The organism is Streptomyces sp. NPDC101178 (assembly GCF_044767965.1).
Lineage (GTDB): Bacteria > Actinomycetota > Actinomycetes > Streptomycetales > Streptomycetaceae > Streptomyces.
On the sequence record NZ_JBIWOZ010000009.1, the window covers coordinates 411,516 to 426,569 of the forward strand.

Genomic DNA, 15,054 nt, shown 5'->3' on the forward strand with positions numbered 1-15,054 from the left:
GGAAGGTGCCGGGGCCGATCGCGTACGACAGACGCCCCTCAGGACGCGGTGAGCTCCACGACGACGTCGTAGACCAAAGCGTCGGCGGCTGTCTCGAAGACGTCGATGAAGGTGACGGGCGTTTCCGGGGTGCCGGTGGTCAAGCCGTTGTCGGTGGTCATACCGCAACCCCAGGAACCACCCGACCGGCTACTGCGGGCGCCCCAGCGCCCACCCCGACACGTCCGCGAGCCGTCCGCGCCACAGCGGCAGCGAGACCGCGCTCATGGATCCGGCGAGGAGCGTCACGTCCCGCAGGTGGATCCAGCGCGGCAGCCGGGCCGTCTCGGCGTCCCGCTCCTGACCGTGCAGCTCCCGTACGCCCTGGTCGACGGTCTCCGGGAACTCGGCGAGCAGGTTCGCGCCCTCGCCCTCGACCTGGCGCAGGCTTCTGGCCCACTCGGCCTTCCACTGCTCATGGCCGATGGCGTCGCCGTGCAGCAGGCCGCCGGGGTGGGTGAGGGTGAGGGGCAGGCCGGCGCGCGGGTCCTCGTCCAGCAGCTGGATGAGCAGCTGGAGCTGGAGGTCGGGCAGGGGCTCGGTGATCACCGCGGCTGCTGACGCGGGCGAGGTGTCGGCTGAGACGCTCATGGGCCCTTTCCCTTCACATGACGGACGCTGCTCTCCCCGCCTGCCCGGTCAGCCTCCGGCCACACACGCGAAGTCCGGCCGCGTGCCCGGTCAGCTCCGGACACACACGCGAATCCGGTCCTGAGGAGACGCCCGGCCTCAGAGGTAGCGGCGGATCGGCACGACGGCCGCCTCCCGCACCCGCTGGAGGGCATCGCGCCGCTTCCACCGGCCGCGCTCGATCTGCACGCTCTTCTCGCGGTCCTCGTCGAAGTGGGCGTCGAGCGCGTCGGTGAAGTCGCAGTCCATGACCGCGAGCATGACCTCCTCGTCATGTTCGAGGGAGCGCCGGTTGAAGTTGGTGGAGCCGATGAGCGAGGCGACCCGGTCGATGGTGACGGTCTTGGTGTGCATCATCGTGGGCTGGTACTGGTAGATCTTCACCCCGCACGCCGTCAGCTCCTCGTAGTGCCACTGGCCGGCGAGCTGGCAGACCCGCTTGTCGGTGTGCGGGCCCGGCAGCAGGATCTCGACCTCCACCCCGCGCCGGGCGGCGGCGCAGAGCAGAGAGGTGAAGTAGTCGTCGGGCGCGAAGTAGGCGGTGGTGAGGCGGATGCGCTCCTCGGCGGATTCCAGGACGACCCGCATCAGGGTCTGCATGTCCTGCCAGCCGAAGGACGAGGAGCCGCGCACGACCTGGACGACCGCGTCACCGTGGTGGTCGCTCGCCACGAACCGGTCCCGCTCGTCGAACAGTTCGTCCTGGCACTCGGCCCAGTTCTGCGCGAACGCGGCGGCAAGACCGTCCACGGCGGGACCGCGGACCTGGACGTGGGTGTCCCGCCACTCGTGCTCGTTCCGCGCGTCGCCGCACCACTCCTCGGCTATCCCGACGCCGCCGGTGAACGCGGTGGACTCGTCGGTGATGAGGACCTTGCGGTGGCAGCGGTGGTTCTGCTTGAGCGGCGAGAGGTAGAGCGGCTTCCTGAACCAGGCCACCGTCACCCCGGCCTCGTCCATCATGTCCAGCTGGTCCTTCTCGATCAGCCGCGACCCGAACCCGTCCAGCATCAACCGGACCCGCACACCGGCCCGGGCCCGCTCGGCGAGCGCCTCGGCGAACTCGTTCGCGATGTCGCCGCGCCAGTAGACGAAGGTCATCATGTCGACGGTGTGCTCCGCCTCACGGATCGCCTTCAGCATCGCACCGAAGATCTGATCACCGTTACGGAGCGGGAGCAGCGAGTTCCCCTCCGTCGCCGCGATCCCGATCAGCCGCTCCAGCCGGCGTCTGAGCCGCAGGGAGCGCTTCTCGCACACATCCGGGTCCAGATCCGCCCGCTGATCGGTCCGCGTACGGTCGCGCGGATCCTGTTCGGCTCGTTCGGAGGCTTCGGCTATGCCGGACATCGGTCACCTGGGGGTACGGGGGTGGGGCCGCCCGCTGTCCGGAGCGTCGCCGCACCAGGACGGGCTGCCAGGGCGTCGGAGACTGTACCCCCCAGTACGGGCATGACTCCTCCCCCGCCCTGCCCTCCGCGCCCGCCTGGCCTCAACTCCCCCGCCGCGCGGCCTGATCCGGCTGAAATCCTCCACCTCACCACCAAGATGAGTATGGTTAGCCTAACCTAACCAACAATCGTCTCCAGTCGTCCGACCCGCACCGCCCATTCCACCCGCGCCGGCCGACCGCACACCGCCCACCCCTCACCGCACACACGCCGCGCAGCCCGCCACCGGACCACCCCGGAGGACCCGTTGACATCCGCGCCACCGCTCCCGCCGCTTCCGCCCCTCCCCCCGCTCACCACCAGCGAGGCCCTCCCGCTCGACGGCCACCAGCTCCACCTGGACCTCGCACCGCCTGCCGGCCTCGCCACGGCCACCGAGGTCGTCCGCGACCACCTCACCCGGCTCGGCGCCCGGTTCGGCCCCGGCACGGGCCCCCGGCACCCGGGCGGGAGCGCGGGAGCGGCCCGGGACCGGTACGCCACGGCCGGCCCGGAGAGCGTCATCGTCCTCGGCGGCCCGCACCGGGCGCGCGGCACGGAGCTGACGCTGCGGGGCTGGCCCGCCGGGGACCCCGCCCCCTTCGACGAGACCACCGCGCAGGCCGCGACCGGGCTCATGGCGCTGCACGGCCGGGCCAACGGCGGCCCGCGCCCGCTCGGCGCCGACTTCCTGGGCGCCGTCGCCGGAACCGTCGCCACCCAGGCCCTGCTGGCCGCCGCCCTCTCCGGCCTGCGCGGCGTACCGGTCCGCTCGGCCCGGGTCAGCGTGGTGGAGGCGGCCCTCTTCTCGCTGGGGCCGTACGTGGCCGCAGCGACGGCCGAGGACGAGCCGGAGGAGGTCCCGAGCCCGCCCTACCGCCGCGCGGCCCGCCCGCCGTTCCTCTCGGCCGACGGGGTGCGTTTCGAGGTGGAGGCGCTCGAAGTCCAGCCCTGGCGCGACTTCTGGAAGGCCGTCGGCGCCCCGGCCAAGGACATCGCGAACAGCTGGCGGGCCTTCGCCGCCCGGCACGCCCGAGCCGCCGCACCGCTGATCACGACGCTGGCCCAGTGCGCGGCCCGCCACCGCTACGCCGACCTCCTCCTGATCGCCGAGCGGACCGGCATGGGGCTCTGCGCCCTGCGCACGCTCGCGGACCGGCGCGCCGACAGCGACGTACGGTACGACGACGACCCCTGGGAGCTGCGCGAACTCCCCCGGGACGAGCGCGGCGGCCTCCCGGCACCCCCGTACACCTCCGCCCGCCCCCACACCGGCTTCCCGCAGCTCCCGCTCGGCGGCCTGCGCGTCGTCGAGTCCACCCGGAACGTCCAGGGCCCGCTGGCCACCTCCGTACTCCAGGCGCTCGGCGCGCACGTGATCCGGATCGAGCAGCCCGGCGGCGACCCGGCGCGCGGGACGGCACCGCGGGCGGGCGGGATCTCGGCGCGGTTCGCGGTGCTCAACGCGGGCAAGGAGGTCCGCGAGATCGACATCCGTACGGCGGCGGGGCGCCGCGCGGTCGCGGAGACCGTGGCGGAGGCGGACGTCTTCCTGCACACCTGGGCGCCGGGCGAGGCGGCCCGGCTCCGGCTCGACGAGGCGGACCTGGCCCGCGTCCGTCCCGGGCTGGTCTACGCCTGGGCCTCCGCCTGGGACCGCGCACCGGACGGGCCGCGTCCGCCGGGGACGGACGCCATGGTCCAGGCGTGGTCGGGCGTCGCCGACACGGTACGGACGCCCGACGGCACCCCGGCCCCTTCGCTGGTGACCCTGCTGGACATCCTCGGCGGCCACCTGGCGGCGGAATCGGTCCTGGCGGCGCTGCTGGCCCGCGAGTCGGGCGCGGCGACCGGCCGGCTGCGCGTCGACTCCTCGCTGCTCGGCGCCTCCCGCGTCCTGCTGCGGCCGCTGCTGCGCGGCCTGGACGAGGTGCCGGGGGCCGCACCGGCGGCGGCCGGTCTCGTCGCGCCGACCGCCGACGGCCTGATCGCGGTCGGCGCGGGAGCCGGGACGACCCCGGCCGAACTCGCCACCGCACCCTCCGCCGCCTGGCGGGCCCGCTTCCACCCGGCCGGGATCCCGGCCCGCGAGGTGGTCACCGACCTCGCCGCGCTTCCCCAGGACCCCGCGCTCTCCCCGTACTTCACCCACGACGGCTACGCCCGGCCCACACCCCCCTGGAGCTTCTCGTGAGCGCCGCCACCGCTCCCGTACGGCCCGCCGCACCGCCCACCACCCCCGTACGAACCAACGCACCGCCCAGCACCCGGCGCTCGACCTCCGCCGCTGGGGCGCGACGCCCTCCTGAGGGGCCATCCGAACGGGGGCGGGCCGCTGCCACGGACAGCGGCCCGCCCCTCCCTCAGCCGGCTCAACCCGGCTGGTACGGCTCCCACTTCACCTCGTCGTTGCCGTAGGTGTACATCGGCCGCCCGCGCATCCCGCTCGTCCGGAACGGCTTCCCGTGGTCGTCGATCCGCAGCACCCCCTCACGCCCGCCGCTGCTCCACTTCAGCTCCAGGTACCAGGTCACGTCGTACCCCTGCGCCTTCATGTCGAGGTTGAGGACCTCCACGTCCTCGGACGACACCTTGTACGGGAACGGCTTGGCCGGGATCGTCCGGTCGCCCTGCGTCCCCGGTACGGGCGTGATGATCGGGTGGCCCGTATCCAGGTCGGAGGCGAAGGTCTGCGGGACGATGCTGCTGCCGCAGCCGTTGCCCATCAGGTACGCCGACCAGGGCAGCGGCGCCTTACGGGACAGCACCCGCACATAGAGGCCCTTCAGGACGACCGCCTCACGCGAGGTGCCCTGGACGGTCAGCTGGAGCAGCATGTTCCCGGCGTCGACCCCGCCGTACGACCGGGCCCAGCCCCGCCGGTCCTGCGGCGGAGGCGGCGGGGCCACGCCTTCCGGCCCCCGGTCCAGCAGGTAGAACTGCCCGCAGGGTTCATCCCAGTTGTACGAGGAGATGGTGACGGCGGGCGGCGCGCCGAGGCCGGTACGCGGGCTGCCTTGGGGCTGCTTCTCGGCGGGGCCGGTGGGTATGGCGGGCGCGCCGGGCCCGTCCGAGGGGGCGGCGGTGGAGGAGGTGTCGGACGGCGCCGGGGAGGCGCCCGGTGCGGAGGAGTCCGATCCCTCCGAGGGCCGGGGGTCGGTGGAGGCGGGCGGCGTCAAGGTGTCGTCGTCCGCCGCCCGGGGCCCCGAGCCCGGGGCGCTCGCGCCGTCCTCCGCCCGCGACCCGACGAGGTCGGCGGCGACGACGGTGGTCGGCACGAGGAGGGCGGCGGCCCCGGCGGCGGCGATGAGCACCCGCGTACGCCGGGAGAGCCGGGCCCAGGAGGACGCCGGCGGCTCGGGCCTCTCCGTGGAGGCCGTGGAGGGTGCGGGTTCGGGTTCGGGTTCGGGTTCGGGCGAGGGGGAGGACGCGGGCGCGACCTTGGCCGGAACCGGAGCTGCCGGTTCCGAACCTGCCACCGACGGCCGCCGCCGGGCCGCGTCCGCCACGATCCACCGCCGGTGCACCTCCACCAGCTCGTCCCCCGCCGCCCCGCACAGCCGGGCGAACCGCTCGACGGGGGCGTACTCGTTGGGTACGGCGTCACCGTTGCAGTACCGGTGGAGCGTCGACGCACTGACGTGCAGTCTCCCGGCCAGCACCCCGTAGCTCCGCCCCGAACGGTCCTTCAGTTCCTTCAGCAGGGCCGCGAAATGCTCGGCCTCCGGCGTCGCCACGACGGTGTTCCCTTCCCGTGTCCGTCCCTGTGTCCGTCCCGGAACGGCGTTCCAGGGACGCGGAATTCCCGCAGGTCACCGTATGCGTAGACGTTCCGGCATCCCCAATGGTTCGCCGGGCGTTGCGGCCGGAATCAGCCACCCCACAAGCTCGGACCAGACCGCAGCACGGACCGACGTGCGAACTGACGTACCGAACACGGGGAGTACCACCGCCATGCGCACCAACCGCATCCGCACCACCGCACTCACCGCCGCCGCCCTCGTGGCCGCCCTCTCGCTGACCGCCTGCGGCGGCGACGACCAGGCCATGGGGACCAGGTCGGCCGGCTCCGCCGAGACGGCGACTCCCGCGGTGACGACCCCCGCGGCGACGAGCACCGACGGCAAGGCCCGGACGACGGACGCGCCGGAGGCCGGCACGCCCGAGACGCAGACCGTCCCCGCCGAGGGGAAGCGCGCGGGCGGCCAGACGCCGAAGGCGGCAGCGATCCCGGCCTGCACGCCCAAGAACTCCACGGTCAAGGTCTCCAAGGTGAGCCGCCCGATCAACCACCTGCTGCTCACGGTGACCAACACCGGCTCCACGGACTGCTCCGCCTACCACGCGCCGTTCCTCCGCTTCGACGACGCGCAGGCGGTGTACCCGATCCTCGACGACAGCAAGCCGCAGGCGGTCGTCACGCTCGCCCCCGGCGAGAAGGCGTACGCCGGCATCGCGCTGCTCGGCGAGCCCGGTGAGGACAAGCCGGTCAGGAGCGACAACCTCGGCGTGATCATGGTCGACAAGAACAACAAGTCCAAGGGCGAGTCCACGCTGAAGCTCCCGGCGAAGACCTACACCGACAGCCGGGGCTTCGTCACCTACTGGCAGTCGGACGTCGAGAACGCCCTGATGTTCTGAGCCCGACGGGACACCGCGGGCCAGTTCCTGACGTGCGGTAACTGTGCGCGACCCGTACACATTTGTTGCTACGGGTCGCGCATGCGTGAAGCGGTCCCGGGGTGGGAGTGGGATCCTATGCACTCCAGAAAGCGACGGCGTAAGAACGCGTCGACGTCGCGCCGCAGGCCTGGTCGGCGTTGGCCGCCTACGCGGCCGCCGCCTGGCCCTCATCCCTGCTCAGCACCGGGGGCCTCATCCCCGGACCGCCTCGTAGCGGAGCATCGCCACCCCGTTCCCGAAGGTCCGGGTCTCCATGAGCCGGAGCATCTGCCGCTCCTCGGCGTCCCGGAAGAAGCGGCGGCCCCGGCCGAGGATGACGGGGTGGACGTAGACCCGGTACTCGTCGATCAGATCGGCCTGCCGGAACGACTCCAGCAGCTCCGCCCCGCCGACCGCCAGATCCCCCGATGCGGCGTCCCGCAGACCGCGCACCTGCTCGGGGTCGACCTCGTGCAGCAGCGTCGCGTTCGGCCCCACGCGCTCCAGCGTCCGGGAGAAGACGAACTTCGGCGTGTCCCGCCAGATCCCCGCGAATTCGGCCATCACACCTTCGTTGGCCGGGTCCTGATCGGCGGTCGGCCAGAACTCCTCCATCAGCTCATAGGTGACGCGCCCCTCGACGAAGCCGCCCATGGTCCGGAAGTAGTCGTTGAAGTGCTGGTGCAGTTCCTCGTCGACGGTGTGCCAGTCGATGTCGCGGTCGGGCCCCTCGAAGAACCCGTCGAGGGAGAGCGAGATGGACGTGATGATCCTGTTCACGGCGGCTCCTGCCGGATCGGCCCGGCGGCGGTGACCGGGCGGCGCACAACGGGGCTCGAAGATACGCCTCCCGCACCGCGTCCACCGGTAAATGGACCCTGCTGGCCCTGTTCGCGAGTTCGGGCAGCACCTGTGCCGGTGAGGGAATCGAACGAGGACGCCGAGACCTGTGGCGTCACTGCTCGCTGAGGGCGCACGTCCGACGGCCGGACGAAGGGCTCGGGTCAGGCGTTCTGCTTCTGCGGGTGCAGATCGAGTGTGATGTGCGGGTCGAGCGCGTGCAGGAAGTCGGGGGCGTCGAAGATCTCGCCGGCGGAGACGACGCCGATGGCCCTGGTCCGGCCGGTCAGGACGCGCTCAAGGGCCTCGGTGACGAGGGGCGCGGTGACGGCGTAGATGTCCTGCCCGGCCGCCGTGGCCCGGCGTTCGACTCCGCCGGAGCGGACGACGACGTCGACGAGGAAGGTCTGGTCCGAGCGCCCGCTCCCGTCGGCGGGGGTCGGGGCCGGCGTGTGGGGGGCCGCGACGTCTCGGGCCGCTTCGGTGGTCATGTAGGTGGTCACATCGGGGATGGAGAGGTGCTGGGGGACGGTGACGACGTCCGCCATGGTGAACTCCCCGATCACCGGCCGGGGTCCCATCGGTTCCGGGAAGGCCCACTCCCGGATGGGCGCGGCGTCGGTGCGGTGCTCCCACTGCCCGCCGCTGTAGCGCAGGCGGTGATCGCCGCGTCGCTCGCGGGAGACCGCACCCGAGAGCCGGGTACCGGCGGTGGGGTGCCAGTTGCTGAGCCCGTAGGCGATGTGTGCCTCGTCGGCTTCGGTCCAGTCGCCCATCGCGGCGGTGGCCAGCAGGTCACCGAGGCCTCCGAAGAAGGCCATGGCCGGAACGATCACCGCTGCCTCATCCCGGGCCCGCTCACGGTAGTGGGCGAAGGTGTCGAGGTTGGCCTCAAGCTCTGCGGCCACGTCCAGGTAGGGGATCTTCGCGCGGAGCGCGGCCTCGATCACCGGGCCGGCGGTCGACGCGAAGGGGCCGGCGCAGTTGATGACCGCCGCCGTTCCCGCCAGGGCCCGGTCCAGCGAGGCCGGGTCGTCGACCGACGCCACCCTGGCCTCAAGGCCGTGCTCGTGCGCCAGCTCCTCCAAGGTCCGCACGTTGCGCCCGGACAGCACCGGGACGAACCCACGCGCGGCCAGCTCCGCGACCACGAACCGCCCGGTGTGACCGTAAGCGCCGAACACCGCCACCAGTTGACCTGACCCCATGAGACCGCTCCCGTGTACGCGAACACCCGCCGCGGGACTGATCCGCCGCGGCCTGACAGCCTCATCCTGTCCCTCCGGCGGCACCCCGCACGAGCGTCGGAAACGACAGGCCACGTACAGTTTCGGACATGCCCGCTGTTGCGCTGGCCGTCACCGACGGCATGCTCCACTACGAACTGTCCGTGGCGGTCGAGGTCTTCGGAACCGACCTGACCCACATCGTGGACCCCTGGTACGACTTCTCCCTCTGCGGGAGCGGTCCGGTGCACGTCGACCGCTTCCGCCTGGAACCCGACCACGGACTCGACCACCTCGTACGCGCGGACACAGTGATCATCCCGGGCTGGGCCGACACCGACCGCGACCCGCCCGCTGAGCTGGTCGCGGCGGTCCGTGCGGCCCACGCGGCCGGTGCCCGCGTGGCCTCACTGTGCACGGGCGCCTTCGTCCTGGGCGCGGCAGGACTGCTGGACGGCAGGCGCGCCACCACACACTGGGCCCACACGCGGGAACTGGCCCGGCGCCACCCGGCGGCCACCGTCGATCCGGACGTCCTCTACGTCGACAACGGCGATGTCCTCACCTCCGCGGGCAAGGCCGCCGCCATGGACCTGTGCCTGCACCTGGTCCGCCTCGACCATGGCTCGGCCATCGCCAACAAGATCGCCCGGCGCCTGGTCATCCCACCCCACCGCGACGGCGGGCAGGCCCAGTTCATCGCCGCCCCCCTCCCCGCCCCGGGCAACCATCCCTTGGGCGAGCTCTTCCCCTGGGCGCTGGAGCGGCTGGACCAGCCGCTGACCGTGGAGGACCTGGCCCGCCAGGCCCGCATGAGCTCACGCCACCTCAGCCGCCACTTCAAGCACCTCGCCGGCACCACGCCACTGCAATGGCTCCACTCCCAGCGCATTCGCCACGCCCAAGAGTTGCTGGAGACCACCGACGCGACCGTGGAGACCATCGCGGCGGCCACCGGCATGGGCACCGCCACGACCTTGCGCCGCCACTTCCACCGCAGCGTCGGCGTCCCACCCGACACCTACCGCCGTACCTTCCGCCCCTGAAGGGCCGCACCAAGGGCGCGGCGGCCGATCGAACGGTCTCGGCACACGGATGGCGGCCCAGGGCCTGTCGTCGAACTGCCGCCTGCCGCGCGACTTCTGGCCCTAGCCTGGGCACGTGATCACCTGCGTCGTGCGGTACACCATCGACCCCAAGAAGATCGCGGCCTTTGAGCGGTTCGGCACCCGCTGGATGGAACTGGTGCAGGCCCACGGCGGCACGCACCACGGCTACTTCCTCCCGGCGGAGGGCGCGAGCGACGAGGCGCTGGCCTTGTTCAGCTTCCCGAGCCTGGCCGCGTACGAGGAGTACCGGCGGCTCTTCGGCCGGGACCCCGAGTTCATCGAGGCGGACCGCATCCGGGACGAGAGCGGCTGCGTACTGCGGTACGAGCGCACCTTCATGCGCCCGCTGCTCCCGGGCGACCTGGCCGGCGGCCTCACGGAGTCCAGCCCCACGCCCTAGGTGTCCGCCCCGCAGCCGCCCCCGTCGTCCGGCCGACGTCACCGCCCGGCTCGTTGTCAGTGCCGCCGCTTAAGCTCCCCACCATGGCGACGCTCCCGAACCCTCTGCCCGATCCGGCCGCCTCCGGCCTGGACCTCCCGCCCGGCTCCCTGGTGGACGCCACGCTGGACGGCCCCTGGCCCGAGCCGTTGCTCTGGTACGCGCACGGCCCGGCGGCCCCGGGCGACTGGGCGGACCTGCGGGCGGCCGGGCGGCGGGTCGGGCTGCTGCCGGTGCTGGTCACGGGCGGCCACCGGGACCAGTGGCCCGAGGAGTGGGACCTCTGCCCGGACGGCACGTCGTATCCGGGCGACCACGACGCCGAGGAGGTTCTCGCGGGGTACTGGGCGGACCACGTCGACCACGCTGACGACGAGACCGGTGACGGCGCGGCAGCCGAGGAGGACGCCCCGGGCCCCGGCTCGTCCTGGCCCGGCCTCGCGCCCGTTCCCGCCCGGGAGGCGGCGGAGGACGCGGACACGGCGGCCGCGGGCCTCGCGGGCGTGATCGCCGCCGCCGCGGACGACTCGCTCGGCGGAGCCCGCATCGCCCTCGTCCCGGCCCGCCGCAGCGCCGACATACCGGCGGCGATCGGCTGGTCCGGCCCGGTGAACCACGAGAACGACGTGGCCCGGCTCTGCGCGGTGCTCCGCTCCTGGGAGGACCGGTACGACGCCCGGGTGGTGGCGCTCGGCTTCGACACCATGACCGTCTCCGTGGGCCGCCCGCCGACCACCCTGGCCGAGGCCCGCGCGCTGGCCGCCGAGCACTACGCCTTCTGCCCGGACAACATCGACCAGTCCCCGCCGTACGACCTCGACGTCTACGCGGAGAAGGCGGTCCTCAACCAGGAAGCGTGGTCGTTCTGGTGGGACTGAACACAGACCTCAGCAGGATCAGGGCCTGGTGGCGCACGCTCGGCGGCGACGGCTTCGTCGCACTGCCACCGCCGACCCGCGGCCGCTACACCCAGTCCGACGGCCATGAGGACGCGGCCGAGCTGTTCGCCGCCCGGGGTATCGGCCCGGACGCCTCCTTCGCGTACTGGCACTGGCAGTCCCACGCCGCCTTCGACCGCTCCGGCGCGCTCACCGGCGCGCTGTACCTGCACTGGGGCGGCGACCACGCCACGGTCGCCGCCGGTCTCGGGGTCGGCCCGGACGGCTACCGGATCGTCAACGGCGGCCCGCGAGGCGCCTTCCAGCTGGACCGGGTGACGGCGGCGGACGCCGACGGGCTGCCCGACCCGCAGGACGAGGCCGGAGTTCGCCAACTCCTCGACCGGCTCGGCACATCCCGCCACCACGGCTCGCCCGCCCCGCTGACCGGGCCCGAGGAGCGGTGGCTGCACGACCGGCTGGCCGGACCGGTGGAGGCTGACCGGGTGGCGGGGTTCGCCGCCGCGCTGGAGCTGCGGCGGGCGCTGACACCGGACGAGACGTCACGGCTGCTGGCCGCCTGGCAGGAGGAGTACGCCGGCCGGCTCTCCGCCTGGCCCGGCTGGTGGCCCGTCCTGCACGCGCTGCTGCGTCAGGAGCGGGAGGAGGCCTGGGACATGGCCGCCGCTCTGGGCCCGGCCGCGGCGGAGACCCTCACCGAGCACCCGTCCCCGCAGGCCTTGGCCGCCTTGCGCGCGATGGCCCTGGCCGGTCACGACAGCGCCGTCCCCGCCTGGTTCCACACGTACCGCGCGCTCCACGAACCGGACCCGCACCAGGCGGCCCGTACGCTCTCCGACCAGCTCACCGACCAACTCACCGGGGCTCCTCGGGAATTGGCCCAAGTCGCCCTGCTGACCGCCCTCCGCACCGCCGTCACCAACGACCGGCGCGCCACCCACCCGGAGGCGGACCGCGCCGCCGCCCAGGCGTTCGCCGCCCTCACCACCGTCCGCCTCACCACCGACGACCGCCTGCCGCGCCCACTCCGCGTGGCGGCCGCGCACGCGGCGTACGACCACCTCACCCGCGTACGCGAGGAGGCCGCCCGGCACACCGGTCCCGAAGCGGCCGACGCGCTCGCCGCCGCCGACCGGTACGAGGCCGCCCGCGACGGCCTCCTCGCCGGCACCGGCCCGGACCTCACCACCCACGAAGGCGCACTCGGCGACCTCTGGCACCGCTACCGCACACTCTCCCCCGCCGACGTCCACTGGCTGCGCGACCGCCTCGCCGACCCCGCCACCGGCGTCCAGGGCATCGCCTTCTGCCTGGAGCTGCTCCACGCCCACGGCCAGGCCACCGAAACCGAACTGCGAGCCCTCCTGCCGCGCTGGAAGAAGGAGCTGGCCAAGCAGTACCGCACCACCTACACCGAGTGGCGCCACCCGCTGGTCACCCTCACCTGCCTCGCCCAGGACCTCGCGCACCCGGCCGCCGACGAGCTGCTGTCCTGGTGGGCGAAGCCCAAGCCGCTCTGGAAGGCACCGCTCCGCCTCCTCACCCACCTCGGCGCCCACGCACAGGCGAAGACCGCCGAGGAAAGGGCCGCCGAGCTGTGGGAGTTCGTCGTCTCCGGCGGCCATGACACCGGCCACCTGATGACCTGGGTCCTGCTCCGCGCCCGCCTCGACGGCACCCACCCACTGCACGTCGCCGAGCGACTCATCGGCGAACCGGGCATCCGGGAGTACGTGTTGCACCGGGTCCTGATCGGCGTGGCCGACCCCGCCCAGCCGCTCTGGCACTACGCCGTCGACCCGCGCAGCCACAGCTGGTGGCGGCGTGCCCAAGAGGTGGCGGACGACCCCCGCCTCTCCGCCGAGGCCCGCGCGATCGGCCTGAAGGCGGCAGGCGAGCACTACGTCATCCGCCACCCGGACCAGGTCCGCCCACCGCTCACCGAAGGCGAACGCAGCGCGGCCCACACCTGGCTCGCCGCGAGGACAGGCGAACCGACGGACCTGCCGGCGGCCGGCTGAGCCCCGCTGCCCACGCGAGCGCCCCACCCCCGCCGCGTGGGCCCGTCACTGGCCGCACCCGCCACCGCGATGGTCACTTTCGTAGCATTCATGGCACAGGTCGACTGGCCCTGACAGAAAGTGTCCACCCCCATGAACGACACGCACCGCCCGACCACGGCAGCCGCCGCAGCGGCCGAAGCCGCCGAACGCCTGATAGCCGAGTACCGCGCACTGCCCCCGGGCAGTGACCGCAAGCGCGAGATCATCACCGAGCTGGACGCCAACGCGCAGGCGCTGCCGTTCCTCGTCTCGGTGGTCGCCGACGCGGAGGAGTACGGCCTCGCCCGCGTCGAGAGCGCCACCGTCCTGCGGGTCTGGCCCCCGGACGACCCCGACCTCCGCCGCCGCGCGGGCCGCGCCCTCCTCACCGCGCTGCGGGAGCCGGAGGAGGACCTGGTCCGCCAGTACGCGGCGATGTCGCTGGCGCCTTACACCTCCGACCCGCTCGTCGCGATGGCCCTGGACTCCACGGCCCGCGCGGACCAGGACCCGCTCGTACGGGACAGCGCCCGGTTCTCCATCAAGGAGGCCCACCGGCTCCAGGAGACCGGAGCCGGCAGCCCCTGAGGACGACGCTCAGTCCCGGCCCCGCCCGAGCCACTGGGCGACCTCGGTCGCCCAGTAGGTGAGGATCATCTGCGCCCCGGCCCGCCGGATCCCGGTCAGGCTCTCCAGGATCGCCTTCTCCCGGTCGATCCAGCCCTTCTCGGCGGCGGCCTCGATCATCGCGTACTCGCCGCTGATCTGGTACGCCGCGACCGGCACGTCCACCGACTCCGCGACCTTGGCGAGGATGTCCAGATACGGTCCGGCGGGCTTCACCATCACCATGTCGGCGCCCTCCTCCAGGTCCAGCGCCAGCTCCCGCAGCGACTCACGGGCGTTGGCCGGGTCCTGCTGGTAGGTCTTGCGGTCGCCGGTGAGCGAGGAGCCGACGGCCTCGCGGAAGGGGCCGTAGAAGGCGGAGCTGTACTTCGCGGTGTAGGCGAGGATCGACACGTCCTCGTACCCGGTCTGGTCCAGCGCGTCGCGGACCACCCCGACCTGGCCGTCCATCATCCCGCTGGGCCCCACCACATGGGCCCCGGCGTCCGCCTGGACCTGCGCCATCTCCGCGTACCGCTCCAGGGTCGCGTCATTGTCCACACGCCCGTCGGCGTCCAGGACCCCGCAGTGCCCGTGGTCCGTGTACTCGTCCAGGCACAGGTCCGACATGACCACCAGGTCGTCCCCGACCTCCTCTCGCACCGCCCGCAGCCCGAGCTGGAGGATGCCGTCCGGGTCGGTGCCCGCCGTGCCCCGGCTGTCCTTCTTCGCGTCCTCCGGAACCCCGAAGAGCATGATCCCCGAGACCCCCGCCGAGACCGCCTCGACGGCCGCCTTCCGCAGGGTGTCCAGGGTGTGCTGGTGCACGCCGGGCATGGCCGAGATGGCGACCGGGGCGTCGATACCCTCCCGTACGAACGCGGGGAGGATCAGGTTCGCCGGGTCGAGCCGGGTCTCGGCGACCATCCGTCGCATCGCCGGGGTCGTCCGCAGCCGCCGGGGGCGGGAGCCGGGGAAGTTTCCGTACGCAGTCATCCTTCGACGATAGACCCGCCCACATCACCCGCTTACCGACACCCGTGCCGGGAAAGGCACGCGAACGGGCCCCTGACAGACCCGGGGCGGCCGGGCCTGTCAGGGGCAGGCCTCACCGGCAGCCCCGGAAACGACA

General features: G+C 73.1%; 14 protein-coding genes. 7 read left to right on the plus strand and 7 right to left on the minus strand.

The features are described from left to right. Positions 1–38 precede the first annotated feature (38 nt). The 3 genes from ACIRR8_RS26385 to ACIRR8_RS26395 all read right to left on the minus strand — a co-directional run bounded on the left by ACIRR8_RS26385 (position 39) and on the right by ACIRR8_RS26395 (position 2,019). A complete protein-coding gene (locus ACIRR8_RS26385; RefSeq protein ID WP_404069358.1) occupies positions 39–161 on the minus strand; it encodes a hypothetical protein in 123 nt (40 codons plus the stop codon). Between the two features lie 28 nt (positions 162–189). Then, the gene (locus tag ACIRR8_RS26390) at positions 190–630 is read right to left on the minus strand and encodes a hypothetical protein (protein WP_404069360.1); all 441 of its coding nucleotides are present in this window, start codon (positions 628–630) and stop codon (positions 190–192) included. A 138-nt stretch (positions 631–768) separates the two neighbouring features. After that, a complete protein-coding gene (locus ACIRR8_RS26395) occupies positions 769–2,019 on the minus strand; it encodes a phosphatidylserine/phosphatidylglycerophosphate/cardiolipin synthase family protein (RefSeq protein WP_404069362.1) in 1,251 nt (416 codons plus the stop codon). A 348-nt stretch (positions 2,020–2,367) separates the two neighbouring features. On the opposite strand from ACIRR8_RS26395, the gene ACIRR8_RS26400 reads away from it, so the two are divergent. After that, a complete protein-coding gene (locus ACIRR8_RS26400) occupies positions 2,368–4,293 on the plus strand; it encodes a CoA transferase (protein ID WP_404069364.1) in 1,926 nt (641 codons plus the stop codon). A gap of 178 nt (positions 4,294–4,471) precedes the next feature. On the opposite strand, the gene ACIRR8_RS26405 is transcribed toward ACIRR8_RS26400, so the two are convergent. Continuing rightward, a complete protein-coding gene (locus tag ACIRR8_RS26405) occupies positions 4,472–5,836 on the minus strand; it encodes a helix-turn-helix domain-containing protein (protein ID WP_404069366.1) in 1,365 nt (454 codons plus the stop codon). A 217-nt stretch (positions 5,837–6,053) separates the two neighbouring features. Here ACIRR8_RS26405 and ACIRR8_RS26410 point away from each other — a divergent pair, with 217 nt between their 5' ends. Beyond that, entirely contained in the window at positions 6,054–6,740 is a 687-nt protein-coding gene (locus ACIRR8_RS26410) for a DUF4232 domain-containing protein (RefSeq protein ID WP_404069367.1), read from the plus strand. Between the two features lie 234 nt (positions 6,741–6,974). Here ACIRR8_RS26410 and ACIRR8_RS26415 read toward each other — a convergent pair whose 3' ends face one another. Both ACIRR8_RS26415 and ACIRR8_RS26420 read right to left on the minus strand, forming a co-directional pair. Next, on the minus strand, positions 6,975–7,541 hold the full coding sequence (locus ACIRR8_RS26415) for a dihydrofolate reductase family protein (RefSeq protein ID WP_404069369.1): 567 nt from the start codon (positions 7,539–7,541) through the stop codon (positions 6,975–6,977). Positions 7,542–7,765: 224 nt separating this feature from the next. Beyond that, the gene (locus tag ACIRR8_RS26420; protein WP_404069371.1) at positions 7,766–8,809 is read right to left on the minus strand and encodes a saccharopine dehydrogenase family protein; all 1,044 of its coding nucleotides are present in this window, start codon (positions 8,807–8,809) and stop codon (positions 7,766–7,768) included. Between the two features lie 128 nt (positions 8,810–8,937). On the opposite strand from ACIRR8_RS26420, the gene ACIRR8_RS26425 reads away from it, so the two are divergent. From ACIRR8_RS26425 to ACIRR8_RS26445, 5 genes are all read left to right on the plus strand, one after another. Continuing rightward, positions 8,938–9,873 (plus strand): helix-turn-helix domain-containing protein, encoded by a 936-nt coding sequence (locus tag ACIRR8_RS26425; protein WP_404069373.1) that lies wholly within the window; start codon positions 8,938–8,940, stop codon positions 9,871–9,873. Positions 9,874–9,988: 115 nt separating this feature from the next. Next, complete coding sequence (locus ACIRR8_RS26430; protein ID WP_404069375.1) at positions 9,989–10,336, plus strand: NIPSNAP family protein; 348 nt, start codon at positions 9,989–9,991, stop codon at positions 10,334–10,336. Between the two features lie 83 nt (positions 10,337–10,419). Next, a complete protein-coding gene (locus ACIRR8_RS26435) occupies positions 10,420–11,253 on the plus strand; it encodes a DUF4253 domain-containing protein (RefSeq protein ID WP_404069377.1) in 834 nt (277 codons plus the stop codon). Beyond that, entirely contained in the window at positions 11,232–13,295 is a 2,064-nt protein-coding gene (locus ACIRR8_RS26440) for a hypothetical protein (protein WP_404069379.1), read from the plus strand. The genes ACIRR8_RS26435 and ACIRR8_RS26440 overlap by 22 nt, the downstream gene beginning before the upstream one ends. Positions 13,296–13,427: 132 nt before the next feature. Next, on the plus strand, positions 13,428–13,904 hold the full coding sequence (locus tag ACIRR8_RS26445) for a hypothetical protein (protein ID WP_404069381.1): 477 nt from the start codon (positions 13,428–13,430) through the stop codon (positions 13,902–13,904). Positions 13,905–13,913: 9 nt separating this feature from the next. Here the strand turns inward: ACIRR8_RS26445 and hemB are convergent, their stop codons facing one another. Beyond that, positions 13,914–14,918: a porphobilinogen synthase gene (hemB, locus tag ACIRR8_RS26450; RefSeq protein WP_404069382.1), complete on the minus strand. Its 1,005-nt coding sequence runs from the start codon at positions 14,916–14,918 to the stop codon at positions 13,914–13,916. Positions 14,919–15,054: the final 136 nt, after the last annotated feature.

Bases quoted from the DNA above. Each gene is read 5' to 3' on its own strand.
- ACIRR8_RS26420 (WP_404069371.1), bottom strand. From the start codon at position 8,809: ATGGGGTCAGGTCAACTGGTGGCGGTGTTCGGCGCTTACGGTCACACC.
- ACIRR8_RS26425 (WP_404069373.1), top strand. From the start codon at position 8,938: ATGCCCGCTGTTGCGCTGGCCGTCACCGACGGCATGCTCCACTACGAA.
- ACIRR8_RS26435 (WP_404069377.1), top strand. From the start codon at position 10,420: ATGGCGACGCTCCCGAACCCTCTGCCCGATCCGGCCGCCTCCGGCCTG.
- ACIRR8_RS26445 (WP_404069381.1), top strand. From the start codon at position 13,428: ATGAACGACACGCACCGCCCGACCACGGCAGCCGCCGCAGCGGCCGAA.
- ACIRR8_RS26410 (WP_404069367.1), top strand. From the start codon at position 6,054: ATGCGCACCAACCGCATCCGCACCACCGCACTCACCGCCGCCGCCCTC.
- ACIRR8_RS26390 (WP_404069360.1), bottom strand. From the start codon at position 630: ATGAGCGTCTCAGCCGACACCTCGCCCGCGTCAGCAGCCGCGGTGATC.
- ACIRR8_RS26395 (WP_404069362.1), bottom strand. From the start codon at position 2,019: ATGTCCGGCATAGCCGAAGCCTCCGAACGAGCCGAACAGGATCCGCGC.
- ACIRR8_RS26385 (WP_404069358.1), bottom strand. From the start codon at position 161: ATGACCACCGACAACGGCTTGACCACCGGCACCCCGGAAACGCCCGTC.
- hemB (WP_404069382.1), bottom strand. From the start codon at position 14,918: ATGACTGCGTACGGAAACTTCCCCGGCTCCCGCCCCCGGCGGCTGCGG.